The sequence below is a fragment of the Dokdonella soli genome, assembly GCF_039523175.1.
In the GTDB taxonomy this organism is placed as follows: Bacteria; Pseudomonadota; Gammaproteobacteria; order Xanthomonadales; family Rhodanobacteraceae; genus Dokdonella_A; species Dokdonella_A soli.
On record NZ_BAAAEU010000006.1, the window covers coordinates 77,099 to 98,839 of the forward strand.

The 21,741-nt window shown below is 65.3% G+C and carries 18 protein-coding genes and 1 pseudogene; 15 read left to right on the forward strand and 4 right to left on the reverse strand.

Annotated elements, in window-relative coordinates; all coding sequences use genetic code 11:
• Window positions 1-131: 131 nt before the first annotated feature.
• The 6 genes from argS to ABD002_RS06075 all read left to right on the forward strand — a co-directional run bounded on the left by argS (window position 132) and on the right by ABD002_RS06075 (window position 8,133).
• The gene (gene argS, locus ABD002_RS06050; protein WP_343788206.1) at window positions 132-1,805 is read left to right on the forward strand and encodes an arginine--tRNA ligase; all 1,674 of its coding nucleotides are present in this window, start codon (window positions 132-134) and stop codon (window positions 1,803-1,805) included.
• Window positions 1,805-2,437, forward strand: a complete 633-nt coding sequence (locus ABD002_RS06055) for an SPOR domain-containing protein (protein ID WP_343788208.1) — start codon at window positions 1,805-1,807, stop codon at window positions 2,435-2,437. Before argS ends, ABD002_RS06055 begins: the two co-directional genes overlap by 1 nt.
• 229 nt (window positions 2,438-2,666) lie before the next feature.
• On the forward strand, window positions 2,667-2,870 hold the full coding sequence (locus ABD002_RS06060) for a hypothetical protein (RefSeq protein WP_343788210.1): 204 nt from the start codon (window positions 2,667-2,669) through the stop codon (window positions 2,868-2,870).
• Between the two features lie 175 nt (window positions 2,871-3,045).
• Window positions 3,046-4,605 carry an outer membrane protein assembly factor BamB family protein gene (locus ABD002_RS06065; protein ID WP_343788212.1) on the forward strand — a complete coding sequence of 520 codons (1,560 nt, stop codon included), beginning with the start codon at window positions 3,046-3,048 and terminating at the stop codon, window positions 4,603-4,605.
• Window positions 4,606-4,851: 246 nt separating this feature from the next.
• Complete coding sequence (locus tag ABD002_RS06070) at window positions 4,852-6,426, forward strand: PQQ-binding-like beta-propeller repeat protein (RefSeq protein WP_343788214.1); 1,575 nt, start codon at window positions 4,852-4,854, stop codon at window positions 6,424-6,426.
• A gap of 150 nt (window positions 6,427-6,576) precedes the next feature.
• Complete coding sequence (locus ABD002_RS06075) at window positions 6,577-8,133, forward strand: PQQ-binding-like beta-propeller repeat protein (RefSeq protein ID WP_343788216.1); 1,557 nt, start codon at window positions 6,577-6,579, stop codon at window positions 8,131-8,133.
• Between the two features lie 46 nt (window positions 8,134-8,179).
• On the opposite strand, the gene ABD002_RS06080 is transcribed toward ABD002_RS06075, so the two are convergent.
• The 3 genes and pseudogenes from ABD002_RS06080 to speA form a co-directional block, all read right to left on the reverse strand.
• On the reverse strand, window positions 8,180-8,566 hold the full coding sequence (locus ABD002_RS06080) for an NAD(P)-dependent oxidoreductase (RefSeq protein WP_343789366.1): 387 nt from the start codon (window positions 8,564-8,566) through the stop codon (window positions 8,180-8,182).
• 6 nt (window positions 8,567-8,572) lie between these two features.
• Window positions 8,573-9,052, reverse strand: a pseudogene (locus tag ABD002_RS06085) (NAD(P)-binding domain-containing protein); the annotation flags it as partial.
• Between the two features lie 123 nt (window positions 9,053-9,175).
• On the reverse strand, window positions 9,176-11,068 hold the full coding sequence (gene speA / locus ABD002_RS06090) for a biosynthetic arginine decarboxylase (protein ID WP_343788218.1): 1,893 nt from the start codon (window positions 11,066-11,068) through the stop codon (window positions 9,176-9,178).
• A 160-nt stretch (window positions 11,069-11,228) separates the two neighbouring features.
• Between speA and speE the strand changes: the two genes are divergently transcribed.
• The 9 genes from speE to ABD002_RS06135 all read left to right on the forward strand — a co-directional run bounded on the left by speE (window position 11,229) and on the right by ABD002_RS06135 (window position 20,474).
• Window positions 11,229-12,101: a polyamine aminopropyltransferase gene (gene speE, locus ABD002_RS06095; RefSeq protein WP_343788220.1), complete on the forward strand. Its 873-nt coding sequence runs from the start codon at window positions 11,229-11,231 to the stop codon at window positions 12,099-12,101.
• Window positions 12,102-12,320: 219 nt separating this feature from the next.
• On the forward strand, window positions 12,321-14,018 hold the full coding sequence (gene ggt / locus ABD002_RS06100) for a gamma-glutamyltransferase (RefSeq protein ID WP_343788222.1): 1,698 nt from the start codon (window positions 12,321-12,323) through the stop codon (window positions 14,016-14,018).
• The gene (locus ABD002_RS06105) at window positions 13,963-15,276 is read left to right on the forward strand and encodes a hypothetical protein (RefSeq protein WP_343788224.1); all 1,314 of its coding nucleotides are present in this window, start codon (window positions 13,963-13,965) and stop codon (window positions 15,274-15,276) included. Before ggt ends, ABD002_RS06105 begins: the two co-directional genes overlap by 56 nt.
• Window positions 15,277-15,342: 66 nt before the next feature.
• Window positions 15,343-15,975 (forward strand): nucleotide-binding protein, encoded by a 633-nt coding sequence (locus tag ABD002_RS06110; protein ID WP_343788226.1) that lies wholly within the window; start codon window positions 15,343-15,345, stop codon window positions 15,973-15,975.
• A gap of 207 nt (window positions 15,976-16,182) precedes the next feature.
• Entirely contained in the window at window positions 16,183-16,656 is a 474-nt protein-coding gene (locus ABD002_RS06115) for an EF-hand domain-containing protein (RefSeq protein WP_343788228.1), read from the forward strand.
• A 186-nt stretch (window positions 16,657-16,842) separates the two neighbouring features.
• Window positions 16,843-17,322 carry a SixA phosphatase family protein gene (locus ABD002_RS06120; RefSeq protein ID WP_343788230.1) on the forward strand — a complete coding sequence of 160 codons (480 nt, stop codon included), beginning with the start codon at window positions 16,843-16,845 and terminating at the stop codon, window positions 17,320-17,322.
• A complete protein-coding gene (locus tag ABD002_RS06125; RefSeq protein WP_343788231.1) occupies window positions 17,313-17,924 on the forward strand; it encodes a YceI family protein in 612 nt (203 codons plus the stop codon). Before ABD002_RS06120 ends, ABD002_RS06125 begins: the two co-directional genes overlap by 10 nt.
• Entirely contained in the window at window positions 17,921-19,762 is a 1,842-nt protein-coding gene (locus ABD002_RS06130; RefSeq protein ID WP_343788233.1) for a phospholipase D family protein, read from the forward strand. The genes ABD002_RS06125 and ABD002_RS06130 overlap by 4 nt, the downstream gene beginning before the upstream one ends.
• Window positions 19,763-19,901: 139 nt before the next feature.
• Complete coding sequence (locus ABD002_RS06135) at window positions 19,902-20,474, forward strand: YkvA family protein (RefSeq protein ID WP_343788235.1); 573 nt, start codon at window positions 19,902-19,904, stop codon at window positions 20,472-20,474.
• A gap of 71 nt (window positions 20,475-20,545) precedes the next feature.
• On the opposite strand, the gene ABD002_RS06140 is transcribed toward ABD002_RS06135, so the two are convergent.
• Entirely contained in the window at window positions 20,546-21,688 is a 1,143-nt protein-coding gene (locus ABD002_RS06140; protein ID WP_343788237.1) for an RDD family protein, read from the reverse strand.
• Between the last annotated feature and the right edge of the window lie 53 nt (window positions 21,689-21,741).

The window sequence follows — 21,741 nt, forward strand, 5'->3', positions numbered from 1 at the left end:
GCCCTTCTTCGCGACGATTCGATGACAGCCGCGATGGCACGGCCATCCTCCGGTCGTCCGGCCAGTCGACGCGGATTTCGGGAACGCCGCGCAGACCGCTACAATGCGCGGCTTTTCCAGCGATCCGACCCGTGAAAGACCAACTCCGCGACCTCGTTCTCGATGCGATCACCGTGCTGCGCACGGACGGCACCCTGCCGACCGGCGATGCGCCCGCGTTTGTCGTCGAACGCACGAAGAATCGCGAGCACGGCGATTTCGCGACCAATGTAGCGCTGCTGCTGGCCAAACAGGCCGGCAAGAAACCCCGCGATCTGGCCGCGGCGCTGGTCGCGGCGCTGCCCGCCAACACGGAAATCGCGAAGGTCGAGATCGCCGGCCCCGGCTTTATCAACTTCTTCCTCGGCCCCGCCGCCTATCAGCGCGAGGTGCGCGCCGCGCTCGAACTGGGCGCCGCCTATGGACGTGGCACCAGTGGCAAAGGCCACAAGGCCGGGGTCGAGTTCGTCTCGGCGAATCCGACCGGCCCGTTGCACGTCGGCCATGGCCGCGCCGCCGCGATCGGCGACTGCATCGCGCGCGTGCTCGATGCGAACGGCTGGAACGTCGTGCGCGAGTTCTACTACAACGATGCCGGTGCGCAGATCAACAATCTCGCGTTGTCGGTGCAGGCGCGCGCGCGCGGCATCGAGCCGGACGACGCGCGCTGGCCGGCCGACGGCTACCGCGGTGACTACATCAAGGACGTCGCACGCGCGTATCTGGACCACGAGTCCGTGCATGCGGACNNNGGCACCGGCGATGTAGACGACCCCGACGCGATCCGCCGCTTCGCGGTCGCGTACCTGCGCCGCGAGCAGGATCTGGACCTGCGCGCGTTCGGCGTCGCGTTCGATGTGTATTTCCTCGAGTCCTCGCTGTACGCGGACGGCAAGGTCGAGGAGACAGCGAAGGAACTCGTCGCGCACGGCCATGCCTACGAGGAAGGCGGCGCGCTGTGGCTGCGCACGACCGACTTCGGTGACGACAAGGACCGCGTGATGCGGAAATCGGACGGGACCTACACCTATTTCCTGCCCGATGTCGCCTACCATCGCAGCAAGTGGCTGCGCGGCTACGAACGCGCGATCACCGAACTCGGCTCCGACCATCACGGCTCGCTCGCGCGCGTGAAGGCCGGGCTGCAGGCGCTCGATGCCGGCATCCCGAAGGGCTGGCCCGAATACGTGCTGCACCAGATGGTCACGGTGATGCGCGGCGGCGAGGAAGTGAAGCTTTCCAAGCGCGCCGGCAGTTACCTGACCCTGCGCGACCTGATCGACGAGGTCGGCCGCGACGCAACGCGCTATTTCCTGATCGCGCGCAAGTCCGATTCGCAGTTGATCTTCGACATCGACCTCGCCCGTGCGCAGACCAACGACAACCCGGTCTACTACATCCAGTACGCGCACGCGCGCGTCGCCAGCGTGATGCGCCAGCTCGGCGAGCGCGGCCTCGTCTGGGACCGCGACAACGGCCTCAGGCAGCTCGTACGCCTCGACAGCGAGCACGAGCAGGCGCTGATGACCGAGCTGTCGCGCTATCCGGAAGTCGTCGAGACGGCCGGGCAGAATCTCGAACCGCACCTGATCGCGACCTACCTGCGCGAGCTCAGCGCCGCGTTCCACGGCTACTACAACACCCATCAATTCATCGTCGACGACGCAGACCTGCGCGACGCGCGACTCACCTTGGCTTCGGCCGTGCGCCAGGTGCTGGCGAACGGCCTCGACCTGCTGGGCGTATCCGCCCCGGAGAGCATGTAATGGCAGCGAAGAAAGGGCGCCAGGCGACCCGTGGCGGCAACGGCGCACAGAAGCCCGCATGGCTCTGGGTGCTGGTCGGCATGCTGCTCGGCATCGGCCTGATGCTGGTCGTGCTCGGCAAGGACTGGGCACCGTTGCTGCGCAAAAAGAACCTGCCGCAGCCGAATCCGGAAGCGACCGCGCCGCGTGAGAGCGAACCGCCCGTCGCCGAGGCCAAACCGAAGAAGAACTTCGACTTCTACCAGGTGCTGCCGGAAGCCGAAGTCGTGATTCCGGATGCCGAGCTGTCCGCGAAGGCGAAGGCTGAACAGCAGGCGCGCGCGAATGCCGCGGCGAACCCCACCGGCCAGCCGGCGACCGCGCCTGCGACGCCGGCCGCCACACCCGCTGCCGGCCGCTACATCCTGCAAGCCGGCTCCTATCCAGACCCGAAGGCGGCCGACGAGGTGAAAGCCAAACTCGCGATGGTCGGATTCGTCGCACAGGTGCAGCCGGTCGCGATCAATGGCAAGACCTGGCATCGCGTGCGTCTCGGCCCCTATGCGAGCGCCAGCGAACTCGAGTCCGCGAAGCGCTCGCTCGCCGACAACGGCATCAGCGCGATCGCCCTGAAGGAAACGGCCGGACAGTAGTTCGATCGCTCCCGCAGGAGCGGCTTCAGCGGTGATGCTCCTGCGCTGATTCAAGCGTCGCAGACAAGGCATCGCGGTTGAAGCCACTCCAACAGGTGCGGCGAGCGGGTGTGCTGGGCATCTCGTCAGCAACACCTGCGCGACTGGCCCGATCAACGCCGACTGCATCGTCAACGCAACGTTCACGATCGTCACGCACATCCTTACACCGCCCGCCGGTGGCGGGGGTATGATCGCGCCCGGGACCCCGCAGACCGTCAGTGACGGCGCCACCGCCCGCTTCACGCTGACGCCCGCTGCGGGTCGTGTGATCGGCGCGGTGAACGGCTACGGTGGCGGCCTCGGCGGAACCACCCGGGACTGCCCCGTCTCGGCCGTATTCGCGCCGGGTGAAGTGATCTTCAAAGACGGTTTCGACGGAGCGAATCCGTAACCGGATGCCGGAACCGTCCCTCCCGGACTTTTCCAGCTCGCAAGGACGCGGCAGCGACGCGCCATCTACGCAACGAATTGATCGCACGCACAATCGATCCGCACGCTGTCAGGCAGCCGAGAGGGAGAGTTCGGCAACCTGACATCCGGCGCATCCCCTGCCCCCGAGGATGATCATGGCATTGATCCGTTTCGTTTCCTGCAACGCGCTCGCCGCTGCGATCTCGCTCGCAAGCTCGGCGCACGGCGCGGACTGGCCACAGTTCGGCTATGACGCGACACACAGTGGCGACAACACCGCCGAAACGACGATCACCGCAGCCAACGTGTCGCAGCTGGTGCCGCTCTATGCAAATCCCGTCACGCTGTCCGCGAGTGTCGACAGCGCACCGGTCTATCTGAGCAACGTGGCCACGCCAGGCGGCACGAAGAACCTGCTGTTCTTCCTGAGCCAGAACGGCAAGATCATGGCCGTCGACGCCGCCACCGGCAGCGAAGTCTGGTCACACCAGACCACGGGCAAGCAGCCGACGACCGCATCGCCGGCCATCGATCCGAACCGGCTGTTCGTCTACAGCTACGGCACGGACGGCTACGCGCACAAGTACCGGGTCGGCGACGGTACCGAGATCACGGCCGGCGGCTGGCCGCAGCTGATCACGCTTAAGCCGAATGTCGAAAAAGTCGCCTCCGGCCTGACCATCGCGACAGCGAGCGGCGTGGACTACCTGGTCGTCGTGACCGACGGCTATATCGGCGACGGCGGCGACTATCAGGGCCACCTGGTCTCGATCAACCTTTCGAGCGGCGCGCAGAACGTGTTCAACGCGATGTGCAGCAACCTCACCACGCATCTGGTATCCAATGGAACACCCGGCGTCGACGATTGCAACTACGCCGACGATCCGCCGATGTTCCGGCGCGGACAACAAGGCGGCATCTGGGGCCGTGGCGGTGCGACGTTCGACGCCGCGACCGGCCGCGTCTACATCGCGACCGGCAACGGCGACTTCAACGCGAATACCGGCGGGTTCGACTGGGGCGACAGCGTGCTCGCGCTGACGCCGGACGGCACCGGCAGCGGCGGCGGCCTGCCGCGCGACAGCTATACCCCGACGAACCATCAAAGCCTTTACCAGAGCGACACCGACCTCGGCTCGATCTCGCTCGCGATCCTGCCGGCGCCGGTCGGAAGCACGATCGCACATCTGGGTATGCAGGTCGGCAAGGACGCACAGCTGCGTCTGATCAACCTCGACAACATGAGCGGCGCGGGCGCGCCCGCGCATGTCGGCGGCGAGCTGCAGATCCTTGCCGTTCCGCAGGGCGGCGGCGGCATGCGCGAGCAGCCGGCGGTATGGGCCAACCCCGCCGATGGCTCGACCTGGCTGTTCGTCGGCAACGGCAGCGGCCTGTCGGGCGTCCAACTCGGCCTCAACAGCAGCCACCAGCCCGTGCTGACCACTCGCTGGAGCAAGAGCGGCTCGTCCACCTCCGCGATCGTTGCCAACGGAATCCTGTACAACGCCGGCTCGTGCAGCGGCGGCCCCTGCGTGGTTGCGCGCGATCCGCTGACCGGCAACGTACTGTGGACGTCGCCGCACATTGGTGGTCTGCACTGGCAGAGTCCGATCCTCGTCAACGGCGTGATCTACATCACCGACAACAATGCGAAGCTGTGGGAGTTTGGGCTGAGGCTCGACCTGATTTTCAAGGACGGCTTCGACGGTGGCTGAAAGGTTTTCCGGTGGCACGTATGTCGCCACCTCGCTCGGAAAGAGCAGCGCTTGCACTTGAACCAGATCAGCACCGGGATATCACGGCAGCCGCGAGCAATACGAGGTCGTCCACCAGCAGCTTTTCGCCTCACCGAATGGTGGCGGGATGGATCGGCGAGCGATGCAACCGTGCATTGTGCTGTCAGGTTGACGAACGGAAGATCGGCACCCTGACGGCCGGCACATCCAGTCCGGAGAATGGCCATGCCAACGATCCACCTGATTCTCCGCGGCGCGCTCGCGGCAGCCATTGCACTCGCGGCCACGGCCCACGGCGCGGACTGGCCACAGTTCGGTTATGACGCGACGCACAGCGGCAGCAACACTGCCGAAACCACGATCACCGCGGCCAACGTGTCGCAATTGATCTCGCTGTACACGAATCCGGTCGTGTTGTCGGCGACAGTGGATAGTGCGCCGGTCTACGCAAGCGGCGTCGTCACGCCGACAGGTATCCGGGATCTGCTGTTCGCGTTCGGCAGCAACAATCTGTTCGACGGCAGCAGCTCGATGGGCACCCTCTTCGCGATCGACGCCGGGACCGGCAGCGTCGTCTGGTCGAAGGCGACCGTCGGCAGCAGCCAGCACGCCTCCTCGTCGCCGGCTATCGATCCGAACCGGCAGTATGTCTACTCGTTCGGACTCGACGGATACGTGCACCAATACCGGATCGGCGATGGCGTCGAGACCCAGACGCCGGGACCGGCCGGCTGGCCAAGAGCAATCACGCTGAAACCGAATGCCGAGAAAGTCGCCAGCGGTCTCACGATTGCGGGCTGGAACGGAACGAACTACCTGGAAGCCGTGACCAACGGTTACGACGGCGATGGCGGCGACTACCAGGGCCATCTTGTTTCGATCGACCTCGCTACGGGCGTGCAACACGTCTTCAATGCGATGTGCAGCGACGTGACCGCATTGCTTGGCACCGGTGGCTGCGCGGAAGTCGGAGCGGATACGACACTTAGCGGCATCTGGGGTCGCGGTGGCGCGACGTTCGATGCGGCGACCGGGCGCATCTACGTCGCGACCGGCAATGGCCAGTTCAATGCGAACAGTGCAGGTCATAACTGGGGCGACAGCGTGCTCGCGCTGAATGTCGATGGCACCGGAAGTAGCAACGGCATTCCGCGCGATAGTTACACGCCGAGCAATTACCAGAGTTTGCAAAACTCCGACACCGACCTCGGCTCGATCTCGCTCGCGATCCTGCCGGTGCCGGCAGCCAGCACGATCCAGCACCTCGGCATGCAGGTCGGCAAGGACGCGGTGTTGCGCCTGATCAACCTCGACAACATGAGCGGCGCCGGTGCGCCTGCGCATGTCGGCGGCGAACTGCAATTGCTCGACGTGCAACAAGGCGGCAACGGCATGCGCGAACAGCCGGCCGTTTGGGTCAACCCCGCCGATGGTTCGACCTGGCTGTTCATCGGCAACTTCAACGGCATTTCGGGTGTCCGGCTCGGACTCAACGGCAGCAACCAGCCAGTGCTGTCCTGGCGCTGGAACTTGAGCGATTCGTCGACCTCGCCGATCGTCGCCAACGGCGTGTTGTACACCGCCGGCTCCTGCAGCCTTGGCTTTGGCAGCGGCCCTTGCACGGTAGTCGCGCGCAATCCGCTGACCGGTAGCGTGCTGTGGACCTCACCGAGCCTTGGCGGCGTGCACTGGCAGAGTCCGATCCTGGTCAACGGTGCCATTTACATCACCGACAACAACGCGCAGCTCTGGCGATTCGGACTCGACCGCATCTTCAAGGACGGCTTCGACGGTGGTTGATGTGTATCTCGGTGCAAAGCGCCGCTGCTGCAAGCGCGAAGGCATACGCCGGTACGCAAGGATGGCAAGCAGCCGGACTAGAAAGGATTGACTTGCTCTGGCTCCTCAACTGATCCTCCGAATGAGGATAGCGGTCAGGGGAGATGCGTCATGCGATGCGCCAGGATCTCTACGCTTGCGATGATGATGAGCTGTTGCGTATCAGCACACTCCGTAGCAGCAGACTGGCTGCAGTTCGGTTACGACGCCGCTCACAGCGGCAACAACGCTGCCGAAACCACGATAACGGCTGCTGACGTTTCGCAGCGGATCACGTTATATGCAAATCCGTTCAACCTGCCGGCGATAGTGGACAGCGCGCCCGTCTACGCACGTGGCGTGGCTACCGCTAACGGTACGCGCAACCTGCTGTTCCTGCTCGGCAGCGATACGACCGAAGATTTCTGGGCAAAAAACAGCACATTGATGGCAATCGATGCCGACACAGGCTCCATTGTCTGGTCACATGTCATCAGCGCCTTGGTCATCAATGGTCAGACTTCTTCGCAACACGCATCATCTTCGCCTGCAATCGATCCGGCGAAACAGTATGTGTACAGCTTCGGCATCGACGGCTACGCGCACAAATACAGGATCGGTGATGGCGTCGAGATGCTCACGCCAGGCCCTGCCGGCTGGCCGCAGCAAGTCACGCTCAAACCGTATGTCGAGAAAGTTGCAAGCGGCCTCACGATCGCGACCTGGAAAGGCACGAGCTATCTGGAAGTGGTCACAAGCGGCCGCTATGGCGACGGCGGTGATTATCAAGGGCACCTGGTTTCGATCAATCTGGACACTGGCGCGCGCACCGTCTTCAACTTCATGTGCAGCAACGTGTCGACCTTGCTCGCCGAGGGCAGTTGCCCGACGAGCCTTGGTGGCGCTTGGGGGCGCGGGGGCGCGACTTTCGACTCAGCGACAGGCCGCATCTACGTGACCAGCGGCAACGGCATCTTCGATGCGGATACCGGCGGCACAAACTGGGGTGACAGCGTGCTTGCGCTGGCCCCCAACGGCACCGGCCTCGGGGCCAATATGCCATACGACAGCTATACGCCCTCCAATTTCCAATACCTCTACACCAGCGACCTCGACCTCGGCTCGATCTCGCTTGCGATCCTGCCAGCACCCGCCGGAAGCATCGTTTCACATCTTGGCATGCAAGTCGGCAAGGACGCGGTGTTGCGCCTGATCGACCTCGACAACATGAGCGGCGCCGGGGCGTCGGCACACGTCGGCGGTGAACTCCAGCTGCTCAACGTGCAACAGGGTGGCAGCTGGATGAGCGAGCAACCGGCCGTGTGGGTCAATCCGGCTGATGGCTCGACCTGGCTGTTCGTCGGTAATGGCTACGGCCTCTCTGCGGTCCGTCTCGGACTCGACGGCAGCCATCGTCCGGTGCTGTCCTACGCGTGGAACGTCAGCGATCACTCTACTTCGCCAATCGTCGCCAACGGCGTGCTGTACTACCTTGGCGGCTTCAATGGCGGCATCGTTGCGCGCGACCCACTGACCGGCACGATGCTGGGCACTTCACCGACACTCGGTCCTTCGCATTGGCAGAGTCCGATCCTCGCCGACGGCGCGATCTACGTCACCGACAGCGCAAATCGGCTCTGGCGGCTCGTCCTCGACCGCATCTTCAAGGACGGTTTCGACGGCCCGTGAAATCCGCAGGCGCGTGTGTCCGACACGCGCTCGACGCACTTGCGCTTCAGCGCTTGCGCTTCAACCGGATCAACGCCGAGATGTCTTCATCGCCGTAGCCCTGCGCGAGCAGCACCGCATAGTCGGCCAGCGACTTCTCGATCACCGAGCGGTCGGTGCCGGCGGCGAGCGCCAGTTCGCGCACGATCTTCAGGTCCTTGTGCAGTAGTGCGAGCTTGAAGCCGACCTTGAACTCGTCGCTCAGCATGGTCGCGCCACGCTTGTCGAGGAACCAGTTGCCGGCCGCGCCGGCGCCAAGCGTCGGCAGCAGGCGTTCCGGATCGAGGCCCAGTTTCTCCGACAACGCGAGACCTTCGCAGACCGCCTGCGCGATGCCGGCGACCAGCACCTGATTCACCGCCTTGGTGTTCTGGCCGGCACCGACCTCGCCCATGTGGCTGACCTTCGCCGCATAGCAATCGAGCGCGGGACGCACCTCGATCAGCGCGTGCGCGTCACCGCCGACCATGACCGAGAGCTTGCCGTTCTTCGCGCCTTCGACGCCGCCGGATACCGGCGCATCGAGGAACGCACAACCTTTCGCGGCGAGGATCGCGTGCGCGGATTTCGCGGTCACCGAAGACACGGTCGAGTGATCGACCACAATCGTTCCGGGCTGCGCATGCGCGGCAATCTCGCGGGCGAGGTCGAGCACGTCGGCGTCGGCCGGCACGCACAGTGCGATCACGTTGCACTGCGGAACCAGTTCCGCGAGCGCGCGCGGCGCAGCAACGCCGTATTCCTTCGCAGCGGCCGTGGCCTTGTCGTGCGAGCGGTTCCAGAGCGCCGCGAGCAGGCCGGCACGGGCGAGATGGCCGGCCATCGGCAGGCCCATCGCGCCGAGGCCGATGAAACCGACTTTCAATTCGTTCAATTCACGTCCTCCAGTTTTGTAGGAGCGGCTTCAGCCGCGATGCTCTTGCTCGCACGCTGCTACACACCATCCCCACCCCCTTGAAGGCGAGGGCTGAAACGGCGCGGCTGAAGCCGCTCCTACGAAGCATCAGGTGGTCTCGGCAAGATAGGTGTAGCCGGTCAACCCCTTCTCGAGCGCGGCTTCGAGCGCGTTCGCCTCGGCGGCGCCCACGCCCGCCGCGACAATCTTGTCGCGATACGCCGCTCGCAACGCAGCGAGGTCATAACCGACGTAGTCGAGCATCAGGTCGGTGGTGTCGCCCCGACGTGCGTGCGCGAATTCGTAGCCACCATTCGCCGTCAAACGCACGTTGACCGCATCGGTGTCGCCGAACAGGTTGTGGATGTCGCCGAGCGTTTCCTGGTACGCGCCGACCATGAAGATGCCGAGCCGGTACGGCTCACCTTCACGCAGCGCGTGCAGCGGCAGGCTGACATCGACGCCGTCGGCCTCGACGTATTGGTCGATGCGGCCGTCCGAGTCGCAAGTCAGGTCCGCGATCACGCCGCGCCGGTCCGGCGCGCGGTCGAGGCCGGCGATCGGCACGATCGGGAACACCTGGTCGATCGCCCAGATGTCGGGCGCGGATTCGAACACCGAGAAATTCACGAAGTACTTGTCGACCAGAGTCTCATCGAGGTCGTCAAGCACCTGGCGATGCACGCGCTCGTCGGGCTTCAGGCGCGAACGCACCGCGTTGACGATCGCGTAGTAGAGATCGTCGAGTTCGGCGCGATCGGCGAGGGAAAGCTGGCCGAGCGCATACAGCGAATAGCCCTCGGCGAGCTGGTATTGCGCCTCGTGGTAGAGCTCGGTCGGCGGACGCTGGCCGATTTCCGCATGTGTCTCGCGCAAGCGGCGCAGCACCGCGGGTTCGTCGGCACGTGGCGCCGGCACCGCGCCGCGCGGCGCCTCTTCGACCTCGGTCACGTTGACCACCAGCACCGCATGATGCGCGGTCAATGCGCGACCGGATTCGGTCAACACATGCGGCGGCTTCAGATGGTTCGTGGTGCACGCTTCGGCGAGCGCACCGACCACCGCGGAGGCGTATTCGCCGAGGCCGTAGTTGATCGAGCAATCCGAGCGCGAACGCGTGCCTTCGTAGTCGACACCGAGACCGCCGCCGACGTCCATGTGCGTAATCGACAGGCCCATGCGCGACAGTTCGACGAAGTAGCGCACCGCCTCACGCATGCCGTTCGCGATGTCGCGCACGTTCGACATCTGCGAGCCCATGTGGAAATGCAGCAGCTTCAAGGTGTGCGAAAGCTTCGCGGCCTCGAGCTCGTCGAGCAGCGTCAGCAGCTGGCGCGGGGTCAGGCCGAACTTCGCCTTGTCACCACCGGAGTTCTGCCACTTGCCGGCGCCGAGACTCTTCAGGCGCATGCGTACGCCGAGCAGCGGTTCGACACCAAGCGCGCGCGACTCCTCGATCACGTAGCGCAGCTCGGACGGCTTCTCGATCACGATGAAGATGTCGAGGCCGAGCTTGCGCCCGATCAGCGCGAGGCGGATGTATTCGCGGTCCTTGTAACCGTTGCAGATCACCGTGCTGCCGCGTCGCGCGAGCGCGAGCACCGCCATCAGTTCTGGCTTTGATCCAGCCTCGAGGCCAAAGCCTTCGGCGCCGTTCGCCGCGAGTTCGCCGGCGACATTCTTCTGCTGGTTCACCTTGATCGGATAGATCGCGGTGTAGCCGCCGCTGTAGTCCCATTCAGCCATCGCGTTCGCGAATGCGCGCTGCAGGCGCGCGCGACGGTCGTTCAGGATATCGGCAAAGCGCACCAGCAGCGGCAACCGCGAGCCTTGCGCACGCGCGGCTTCGACAATCGCCGGCAGCGACAGGGTTGGGCCCTCGGCACCGCGCGGGCGCACCTTGAGGTCACCATCGTCGCCGACATCGAAATAGCCTTCGCTCCAGTGCGGCACGGCCCAGGTATGGCGCGCCTCGTCGGCGGTCCAGCGCTGCTCGGTCACATCAAAGCTCCACGATCACGATGCGGGGCTGCGTAGTGTAACGATGCGTTGCCTTGTGCGTATGTCGGCGTCGCAAGGAACCGCTACAATCGCGCCCCTCCAAATCCGCGCCACCGGAAAATCCGGCCCCCTTTCGCCCTCACCTCCGCAGGAAGCATCGATGTCCGTCTCCGAGCAGAACGCCGCCGCACAAAGCTGGTTCACCGAGCAGCATGGCCGCTCCGGTTCGTCGTTCGGCCTGCGCATCAAGGAGCGCCTGCACGCCGAGCAGACGCCGTACCAGTCGATCGAGATCTACGACACGACCGACTGGGGCAAACTGATGATCATCGACGGTTGCACGATGGTCTCCACGCGCGACAACTTCCTCTACCACGAGATGATGTCCCACCCGGCGCTGTTCACGCACGCACGCGCGAAGCGCGTCGTCATCATCGGCGGCGGCGACTGCGGCACCTTGCGCGAGGTGCTCAAGCACGAGGAAGTCGAACACGCGGTGCAGGTCGAGATCGACGAGCGCGTAACACGTCTGGCCGAACAGTATTTCCCGGAACTGTGCGCATCAAACAACGATCCGCGCGCCGAACTGCTGTTCATCGACGGCATCAAGTACATGGCCGAGCAGGAACCCGAATCGATCGACCTGATCATCGTCGACTCGACCGACCCGGTCGGCCCGGCCGAAGGCCTGTTCGGCACCGAGTTCTACGCGACCTGCTACAAGGCGCTCAAGCCGAGCGGCATCCTCGTGCAGCAGAGCGAATCGCCGCTGGTGCACCTGGATCTGATCAAGGCGATGCGCAGCGCGATGCGCTTCGCCGATTTCCACGCGGTGAAGACGCTGACCTTCCCGCAGCCGATCTACCCGACCGGCTGGTGGAGCTGCACGATGGCGCGCAAGGGCGCCGATCTCAGCGGCTTCCGCGAGCGCGGCGCAGCGACCAAGCAGTTCGACACGCGCTACTACAACGTCGACATGCACAAGGCCGCGCTGGCCGCGCCGGAGTTCATGCGCGAAGCGCTGGGCGAATAACCCGCTCGAGATACCGTTCGCCCTGCGGCATCGACCGCGCGCGCAGAAGCGCGCGCGAACGGGCGACAAAACGGCGAAGCTGCCTGCAGGGCGAAGCGCAGGGATGCGCTGAGTGCACCCGACCCTAAGGGCAAGCGCCACGATGGCGCGAATCACGGCGAATTCCGGGCGTACCGGTCAGCGTATGCTTGCGGCGGTTTTCAATCGCGAGAAATCGCCATGAAGCGCATCGCGCTGTGCCTGCTCACCGCCTTCATCACCTGCGCCGCAAACGCCGGCGACCGCATCACCGGCCAACCGTTCGCGACGCGCTCGGAAGTCATCGCGACGCATGGCATGGTCGCGACCTCGCATCCACTGGCGACGCAGATCGGGCTCGACGTGCTGAAGAAGGGCGGCAGCGCGGTCGATGCCGCGATCGCGGCAAACGCAGCGCTCGGCCTGATGGAGCCGGTCTCGAACGGCGTCGGCGGCGACCTGTTCGCGATCGTCTGGGACGCGAAGACGAAGAAGCTCTACGGCTACAACGGCTCCGGCCGTTCGCCGAAATCGCTGACCCTGAAGTGGTTCCAGGACCACGACTACAAGGCGATCCCGCCGCTGGGTCCGCTACCGGTCAACGTGCCCGGTGCAGTCGACGGCTGGTTCGCGCTGCATGACCGCTTCGGCAAGCTGCCAATGAAGGACGTGCTCGCGCCGACGATCGCGTACGCGCGCGAAGGCTTCCCGCTGACCGAACTGATCGCGTACTACTGGCAGCTGGCGGTGCCGCGGCTGTCGAAATATCCCGGCTTCACCGAGCAGTTCACGCTGAATGGCAGGGCGCCGGCCAAGGGCGAGATCTGGAAGAACCCGAACCTTGCGAACACGTTGCAGGCGATCGCCAGCGGCGGCCGCGACGCGTTCTACAAGGGAAAGATCGCGCACACGATCGCCGACTACATGCAGGCGAACGGCGGCTTCCTGTCCTACGAGGACCTCACCACGCACAAGGGTGAATGGGTCGAACCGGTATCGACCAACTATCGCGGCTACGACGTCTGGGAATTGCCGCCGAACGGCCAGGGTATAGCGGCGCTGCAGATGCTGAACATCCTCGAAGGCTATGACTTCTCGAAGATCCCGTTCGGCAGCACCGAGCACGTGCACCTGTTCGTCGAGGCGAAGAAGCTCACATTCGAGGACCGCGCGAAGTTCTATGCCGATCCGGCGTTCAGCAAGGCCCCAATCGATTGGCTGGTGTCCAAATCGTACGCGGCCGAGCGGCGAAAGCTGATCTCGCCGGATCATGCGATGAGGGCAGTCGAACCTGGCACGCACAAGCTCGACGGCGACACGATCTACCTGACGACAGCCGACGCGCAGGGCAACATGGTCTCGCTGATCCAGTCGAACTACCGCGGCATGGGCTCAGGGATGTCTCCGCCCGGCCTCGGCTTCATCCTGCAGGACCGCGGCGAGCTGTTCGTGCTCAAGGAAGACCACGCGAACACCTACGCACCCGGCAAGCGGCCGTTCCACACAATCATCCCGAGCTTCATCACCAAGGATGGCGCGCCCTGGATCAGCTTTGGCGTGATGGGCGGCGACATGCAGCCGCAAGGCCATGCCGAAATCGTGATGAACCTGATCGACTTCGGCATGAACCTGCAGGAAGCCGGCGATGCGCCGCGCATCCAGCACGAAGGTTCCACATCACCGGAAGCGCAGGCCGAACCAATGAAAGATGGCGGCTTCGTCGATCTCGAATCCGGTTTTCCGTACGAGACCGTGCGCGGTCTGATGCAGAAAGGCCACAGCGTGCACTTCGCGCACGGCCCGTACGGCGGCTACCAGGCGATCGAGTGGGACGCGAAGAACCGTGTGTACATCGGCGCCTCGGAAGGGCGCAAGGATGGGCAGGCGGCGGGGTATTGAGCGGCGAATTCTGCAGATAGCAGATAGCTGTTGGCTGGTTCTGCGCAATGACCGCCCTGTTAGACTCGGCACCGCATACGGAGAAGTCGTCATGAAGATCGATGTCCCCATGCTCGCGGTCGTGCTCGCCCTTTGGTCCAGTGCTTCATTCGCACAGACTGCCTCGCCGGCAGCTTCCGCCCACGACACGCAGACAGTTGCTGCAACGCCGATACCTTCCACCGCAGGCGATGCCGAAGACTCGACCACGTCCGATCCAGAGACGGCAGCAGCCGATGCAGCCCAACACGCGTGGGAGGCGTATCAAGACACCATTGCCGACGCGTTGATCGACAGCGATCGTCCGCGCGACTGGATGCTCGCCGCCAACATGATGCGATTCGTCGGCGATGCTTCCGCAAAGCCCCCACAGCCCAGTCGCGCCGAATTGCTCGAGCGCGCCGCGCGCCGCGCACCGGACGACGTACTCGTGCAATGGATGGCAACGCTTGATCGCTCTGGCGGGAATACTTGCGTGGCCAAGCCCGTACCAGACGAAAACGTCGAAGCGTTGACACGACTTGAACCCGACAACGCGGCTTCGTGGATGATGGCGCTGGCTCTCGCGTCTGCGCGGAAGAATCCGGCTCTCGTGGACGATGCGCTCGCACACATGGCGTCGAGTGCGCGCTACGACGATCACTTCGCCGACACCCTGCACGCCTGGATCGACGTCTACGATCGCTTTCCCATGCCCGACTCCATTCTGGCCACGGAGTTCCTAGCGCCGACACCGCAAACACCACGGACTACCTCGCAGTCCATGCTCAGCTCCACCTCCGCCCTTGCGCAAGCCGCTGCGATAGCGATGCCCGCCTACCACACCTTGATCACTGCCTGCAAACCCGGCACGGGCGACGGCGACAGTTGGCAACGCCATGCGTATTGCGAAGATGCGGGACGCCTCATGCTGGGCAAGGGCAAGACCCTGATTGCGCGTTCGATCGGCTTCGCGGTGCTGCGCAATCTCGGTCGTTTCACCGCGGCAGACCAGCAGGAGCGCCGCAATCTCGACTGGTACATGCACGCGGGCATCGAATTGTTCGGCGATGACGGGCGTGACGCTGACGCGCTGGCGGCGTACCAGGTGGATTGGCGCAATCTCGACGACGAAATCGAGGTCATCCGGCGCGCCTTGCGCCGCGCCGGCCTGCCTGACGAGGCGCCCGCCGGCTGGGCGGGATCGTCGTGGTCCGTCCAAAAGATGCCGCAGAGCTGACCGCTTCGCAAAAACGCCGGCCGCGGTGTAACCTTTCCGCCACTTTGCGTACCGGCGGAGGCGTTCATGCTGAAGGTCCTGGTGGCGAGTTCGAAGGGCGGCGCGGGCAAGACCACGGTCGCGACCAACCTGGCCGCGCACTATGCGGTCGATGGCAAGAACACCGTGCTGGTCGATGCCGACCGCCAGGGTTCGAGCTTGCGCTGGAGCGAGAAGCGCGCGCTGCATGTGAATGCAGTGCTCGGAGTTCCCGGCCTGCGCCGCGACTGGGACCGGCACGTTCCCGATGACGCGCAGCGCGTGATCATCGACACTCCGGCTGGCATCCGCGCCGGCGAAGTCGGCGACTATCTCGATCATGCCGACGTGATCCTCGTGCCGGTGCTGCCGTCGGCCATCGATCTCGAAGCCACCGAGCCCTTCCTCGCCGAGATCTCTGAGCTGCCGCGGGTCAAGCGCGGCAAGGTCGCGGTCGGCGTGGTCGCGAACCGACTGAAGCCGTGGACCAACGCCTCGCAGCTCGCGGTCGAGGAGATGCAGCGCTTACCGTTCCCGCTGGTCGGCGAGCTGCGCGACACACAGGGCTATGTGCTCGCGAACGCGCTCGGCAAGAGCATCTTCGACTACCACTCTGAACTGGTACGCTCGCATCAGGGCGACTGGACGAAGCTGCTGCGCTGGCTGAAGAAGCACTCTTAGGCAGCTTCCGAACCATCCCCCGATCCCTGAAACCGCTGCTGCGCTTCAAGCCCTCTCTCCCAGGGCTTTTCCTGGGGGAGAGGGGGCAAAGCAGCATCGTCTTGACACGACTTTGCGCGATCTTTGCGCCGCCCCAGTAAACAAGCGGGGGCCCGCGGCGTTCAATAGGGGTGCGGCCATTGTGACCGTTTCGACGAGACCCCTCTCATGCGCAAGATCATCCCCACCCTGCTCGCCTCCGCGCTGCTCGGCGCCGCCGCGCTGGCCTCTGCGGCGGACCCCGCCGCAGACGCGGGCGCCGCGCGCGCCGCCAAGCGCGCCGAGTTCCAGCAGCGCCTCTTCGACAAGATCGACACCAACCACGACGGCGTGATCAGCCGCGCCGAATACCAGACCTGGGTCGACAGCCGCTTCGCCAGGCTCGACACCGATGGCGACGGCAGCGTCGATGCGCAGGAAATCGCAGCCTCGCCCGCGGTTGCCCATCGCGTGCAGAAGCGCGCCGAAGGCTTCGTGAAGCGCTACGACACCAGCGGCACCGGCAAGGTCAGCAAGGCCGACTTCGAGGCCAAGGAGATGGCGCGCTTCGATCACCTGAGCAGCGGCGCCGACACGCTGACCGAGCAGCAGCTGGCAGCGCACCACGGCGGCAGCGGCGGCCCATCACCCAACGGTGGCTGATCGCAGTGGCGGTGACTGCGCACCTGTGCCATCGCCTTTGATTGCCCCGAAGATCAGCAGGCGGGCTGGTTCGGCCGTCTGCCGATCATCTTGCGTGTCGACGCCCGCGTCGCCAATCGATTTCCTTTACCACGGTTGCCGCGATTGGGGCATCATCATGCACTGGAGACGAGGAGGGAGTCGGCCATGTCCACCCGCGAGATCATCCTGCTGCGCCACGCCCACGCCGAGTCCGTAATGCCCGGCCAGGACGACATCGCCCGCGTGCTCAGCCTGCGCGGCGAGGCTGAGGCGGATGCCGCCGGCGCCTGGCTGAAAAAGCACGCGGCGACGCCGGATCGCGTGCTGTATTCACCCGCCGCGCGCAGTCGCGAGACCTGCGAGCGCGTCCTCGCCACGCTCGGCTACACGGACCTGCGCAGCGAGGCGCGCATCTACGAGGCGACGCCGGCGACGCTGCTGCGCGTGCTCGACGACCACGCCGACGCGGCCTCGATCCTGCTGGTCGGCCACAACCCCGGTCTCGAGAACCTGGTCGCGTTGATGACCGAAGGCGCCTCGGATTCCGGCCGCGGCATCCCGCCGGCCGGCGTGGTCTGGATGATCCTGCCCGCGGGCAGCCTCGAGCCCGGCACCGCGGAGGTTCGTTATTTCTGGTGGCCGTGAGCGCAGCGACGTTGCGCCCTCGCCGCTCCTTGCCGTGGCTGGCTGCCACGCTGCTCGTAGCCCATCTAGCCTGCGCGGACGCACCTCACGACATCGTCGAACTGGACAGCCCGCGCTCGCATGCGACCTTCCGCGTGAAAGTGATGTGGCTGATCGGCATTCGCGGAGAATTCAGCGCGGTGCAGGGCAACGTGGATATCGACCGTTTCCGCAGCCAGGCCGTGGTCGATGCGCGCATCGACGCGGACAGCGTGCGCATGAACGTGCGCGGCTACGAGGATTGGGTGAAATCCGCGGAGTTCTTTGATGCATCCGTGCATCCTGAGATCCGCTTCGTTTCCGATCCGTTCCCGCTGCAGCGCCTGCGCAACGGCGGCGAGCTGCCCGGCACGCTGACCCTGCGCGGTGTCAGCCAGCCGGTCCGCTTCATGCTCGAGCCCGCGACCTGCGCCCAACCGGGCCACGACTGCCCGATCGTCGCCACCGGCATGATCAGCCGCTCGCCGTTCGGCATGCGCTCGCGGCTCGGCACGCTGAGCGACAAGGTCGAACTCGATTTCAGCGTGTTCACGACGCCTTCGGCGACCCTGCTGGCACCGTGAACGCGCGCCGGACTGAGGGTCCGTTCGTCCGCGCGCTCACCCTGCTCGCGCTGCTCGCGCTGCTCGCCTCGACCGGTTGTGGCCTGAACCGTGAGCTGGCACGCCAGGCCGACGCGCTGGTCGCGCAGGCACGCCCCAATGATGTCACCTGCGCGCGCGCTGACCACTGCGCGATCGATACGCCGTACCGGCAACTCGTCGACGAGGCGCGCGCGGCCAGCACGCCGGATGCACCGGTGCACTACGTCAACGTGCTCGATCGCGGCGAGGACGCGCTGCTGCTGCGTGTCCACCTGATCCGCGCGGCGAAGAAGAGCATCGACATCCAGACCTTCATCTGGGCCGAAGACGACGCCGGCTGGCTCGTACTCGACGAACTGATCGCGGCCGCGCGGCGTGGCGTGAAAGTGCGCGTACTCGCGGACCAGCTGTTCGCGCTCGACAACATCGAGTGGCTGGCGCGCATCGCACGCGCGCACGTGAACCTCGAATTCCGGCTGTACAACCCGACCTTCGACAAGGCCGTCACCCAGCCGCTCGAATTCGCCGCCGGCGTGCTGTGCTGCTTCTCGAAGTTCAACCAGCGCATGCACAACAAGCTGTTCCTGGTCGATGGTGAAATCGGCATCGCGGGCGGCCGCAACTACGAAAATCGCTACTACGACTGGGACCAGGAATTCGACTACCGCGACCGCGACGTGCTCGTGCTCGGTCCGCAGACCGGCAGCCAGATGCAGGCCTCGTTCGACCGCTTCTGGGCGCACCCGCGCGCGGTGCCGCTGACCCGGCTCAACGACGTCAATCGCCGCCTCGTTGCCGACGCCGGCACGCCGGGCGGCCTCGCGCCACCCCCGGACATCGACTGGGCGCGCCTCGATGCGCTGCGCATTCATGCTGCCGACATCACGTACATCCGCACGCATTTCATCGCCGACGCCTTGCGCGTCGCCCGCGTCGACTACTTCTCCGACGCACCGGACAAGGCCACGCACCTCGACGATCCGGCCCAGGCCGCGCTCAGCGGCCGCATCAGCGAATTGCTCGAAGGGGCGCGCAGCCAGGTCGTGTTCGAGACGCCCTACCTCGTGCTCAGCGGGCGTGCGCGCAAGATCTTCCGCGAGCTGTACAAGCGCAAGCCGCGCGTGCCGGTCATCGTGTCGACGAATTCGCTGGCCGCGACCGATGCGTTCTACGTCTACGCGCTGTCCTACAAGTACAAGAAGCGCTATCTGAAGCGCTACGGCTTCCAGATCCACGAGTTCAAACCGTTCCCGAGCGACGCCGCGGAGTTCATCCAGGACTACGCCGCACTCGCCGGCGGCGGCAACACCGGCAAGTACCAGCGCTATGGCAAGGCGCCGCTGAAACGCGGCGGCGTGCGACTGGGCCTGCACGCCAAGTCGCTGGTCATCGACGACAGGGTCAGCGTGATCGGCTCGCACAACTTCGACCCGCGCTCGGACGACTACAACACCGAATCAGGCTTCATCATCTACGACCGTGTGGTCGCCGAACGCGTGCGCAACGCGGTGCTGCGCAATATCGAACCTCGGAACGCGTGGACGATCGGGCGGCGCCAGCGCTCCGCCGCGCTCGAACGCATCAACGAGGTCATTGCGGACCTTTCGACCGCATTGCCGGTGTTCGACCTCTGGCCGTTCCGCTACTCGAGTAGTTTCGAGCTCAAGCCCGGCTGTGCCCCGCTGCCGCCCGGCGATCCGGGCTTCTACGCCTGCTACGCCGACGTCGGCGACTTTCCCGAAGTGGACCTGCCGCTGAAGACGATCTATACGCGGATCGTGACCGCGTTCGGCGCGGGACTGGTCGGAATCCTGTGAGCAGTCAGCGGCAGGAACCCGGCAGCGCCCAAGCGCGCGTCAGCTGCTCTTTCCGTTGACCGTTCGCGCTCCCTTGCCGATTGACGCCCCCACCCCGCCTAGCTAGTCTTTCCAGCCCTTCCTTCGCGGAGCTGCACCCATGTCGCTCGCCTTCACCATCGAGCTCGGCGATGCCGACCTCAAGCATTTCGCCGATGCCTTGCAGCGCTCGCAGGAGGAGGCCAAGCACCTGTCACAGCGCGAAATCACCGAAGCCGCCTCGACCTTGCTCAGCAAGGAACACCACGCGACGCTGCCGGCATTCATCGCCGAGCGCCTCGGTACGCTCGACAGCATGATCGCGATGGTCAACGACGAAGGCTTCGCGCTGCCGGTCGAAGAAAAACAGCGCGTACTCGCGTGCCTGACCTATTTCTCGAACCCGCAGGACCTGATTCCGGACGAAGTGCCGGTGCTCGGCTTCCTGGACGACGCGATCATGATCGAGCTGTGCTCGCGCGAGCTGGAGCACGAGATCGAGGCCTACGAAGATTTTGTCGAATACCGCAAGGAGGAAGCGGCGGCGCGCGGCGTCGATCCGTCCGTTGTGAAAACCGAACGCCACGAATGGGCCGAAGCGCGCCGCATCGAACTGATCGAGCGCATGCGCAAGCGTCGCGGACAAAGCTACCGGACTTCGAACGGCCCGCGGTTGTTCTCGTTCGGCGGCTGACGCGCTCGCTGGCCGAAAAAAAGCCGCCGGTTGGCGGCTTTTTTATCTCCGAAGCGCGCGGTCGAGCTCGCTCAGAAGCCGCTGCCGCCCGGCGTGCTGCTCGCGGCGAGACCGGCCAGCGTATGCATCACGGTCCAGAACGCGACGATGGCGAACGCCATTCCAGCGACCAGCAGGATGTTCAGCAGCCAGCCGTACCAGGGCATCGGCGGACGCACCTCGGGCAACGCCTGACCGGGCTGCACCTCGCGGAACACCACCAGCGTGCCGGCCAGCATGTCGTGCAGCGCCTGCTTGCGCTCGGTCCAGCCGGCGAGCAGATAGCCGATGTTGAAGATCAGGCTGGAAACGATCTTGCCAAAATAGCGTCCGCTGGCACGGCCGAAGCCGATGCGGCGGCCACAGTCATCGACGACCTTGACGCCCAGCGCCAGCTTGCCGGGCGTAGCCTGGACCGACGCGCTCTCGAACAATGCGAAATACAACCATTGCCCAATGAAGGCGATCAGCAGGGCCGGCAGGATCATGCCGACCATCGCCGCCGGGTGCTGATTGGCCACCGCACCCAGCATGCCGATGCCAAGCACTGCCTGCACGATCGACGTGGCCATTCCGATCAGGATCCCGTCGACGAGCATCGCGGCGCAGCGCCGCCAGAATCCGGCATGGATCGCCGCACCGGCCGGCAGGAAGGCCGGCTCGTTATCAATCGGCGCCGGCGCCGGTGCGCTCGGCACGATCGTCGCCGCGACATCACCGGCATGGAACGGTCTGTCCACAGGCGGCGGGGGAGGCGGCGCGGGCGCAGGTGCGATCGTCACGTCGAACTCGCGATAGGGCTTCCACACGCTGGAGCCGACTTCGGCGACACTCAGCGTGTTCGGCCACAAGCCATGCTGCACGCGCTCCTCAACCAGCACGCGCGGCACCGGCCCGCGCGGCGCATTGTCGAGCAGCACGAACAAGGCCGGCCGTCCGTCCGGTGCGCAGATCTCCGCTTCCGCACCGACCGCCGCGATGCCGGCCTGCAGGGTCTGCAGCTTGCCGAGATCGTCGCTCTGTTTGATCGCGAGCGGCGCGCGCGCGAGCAACTGGGCGGTCAGCTTGGCGGGCTCCATCCGGAAATACGTCGCCAGCGCCGGCCAGACCGCTTCCGGCGCGTAGCCGGGCAACACCGAGCCCGTCAGGACCAGTGCATAACTGCTGTTTTCCATTCGTCCTCCCCCTGGAGGTGGCGTTCGTGTGGGAGCGTCGGCAGCCGCGATGC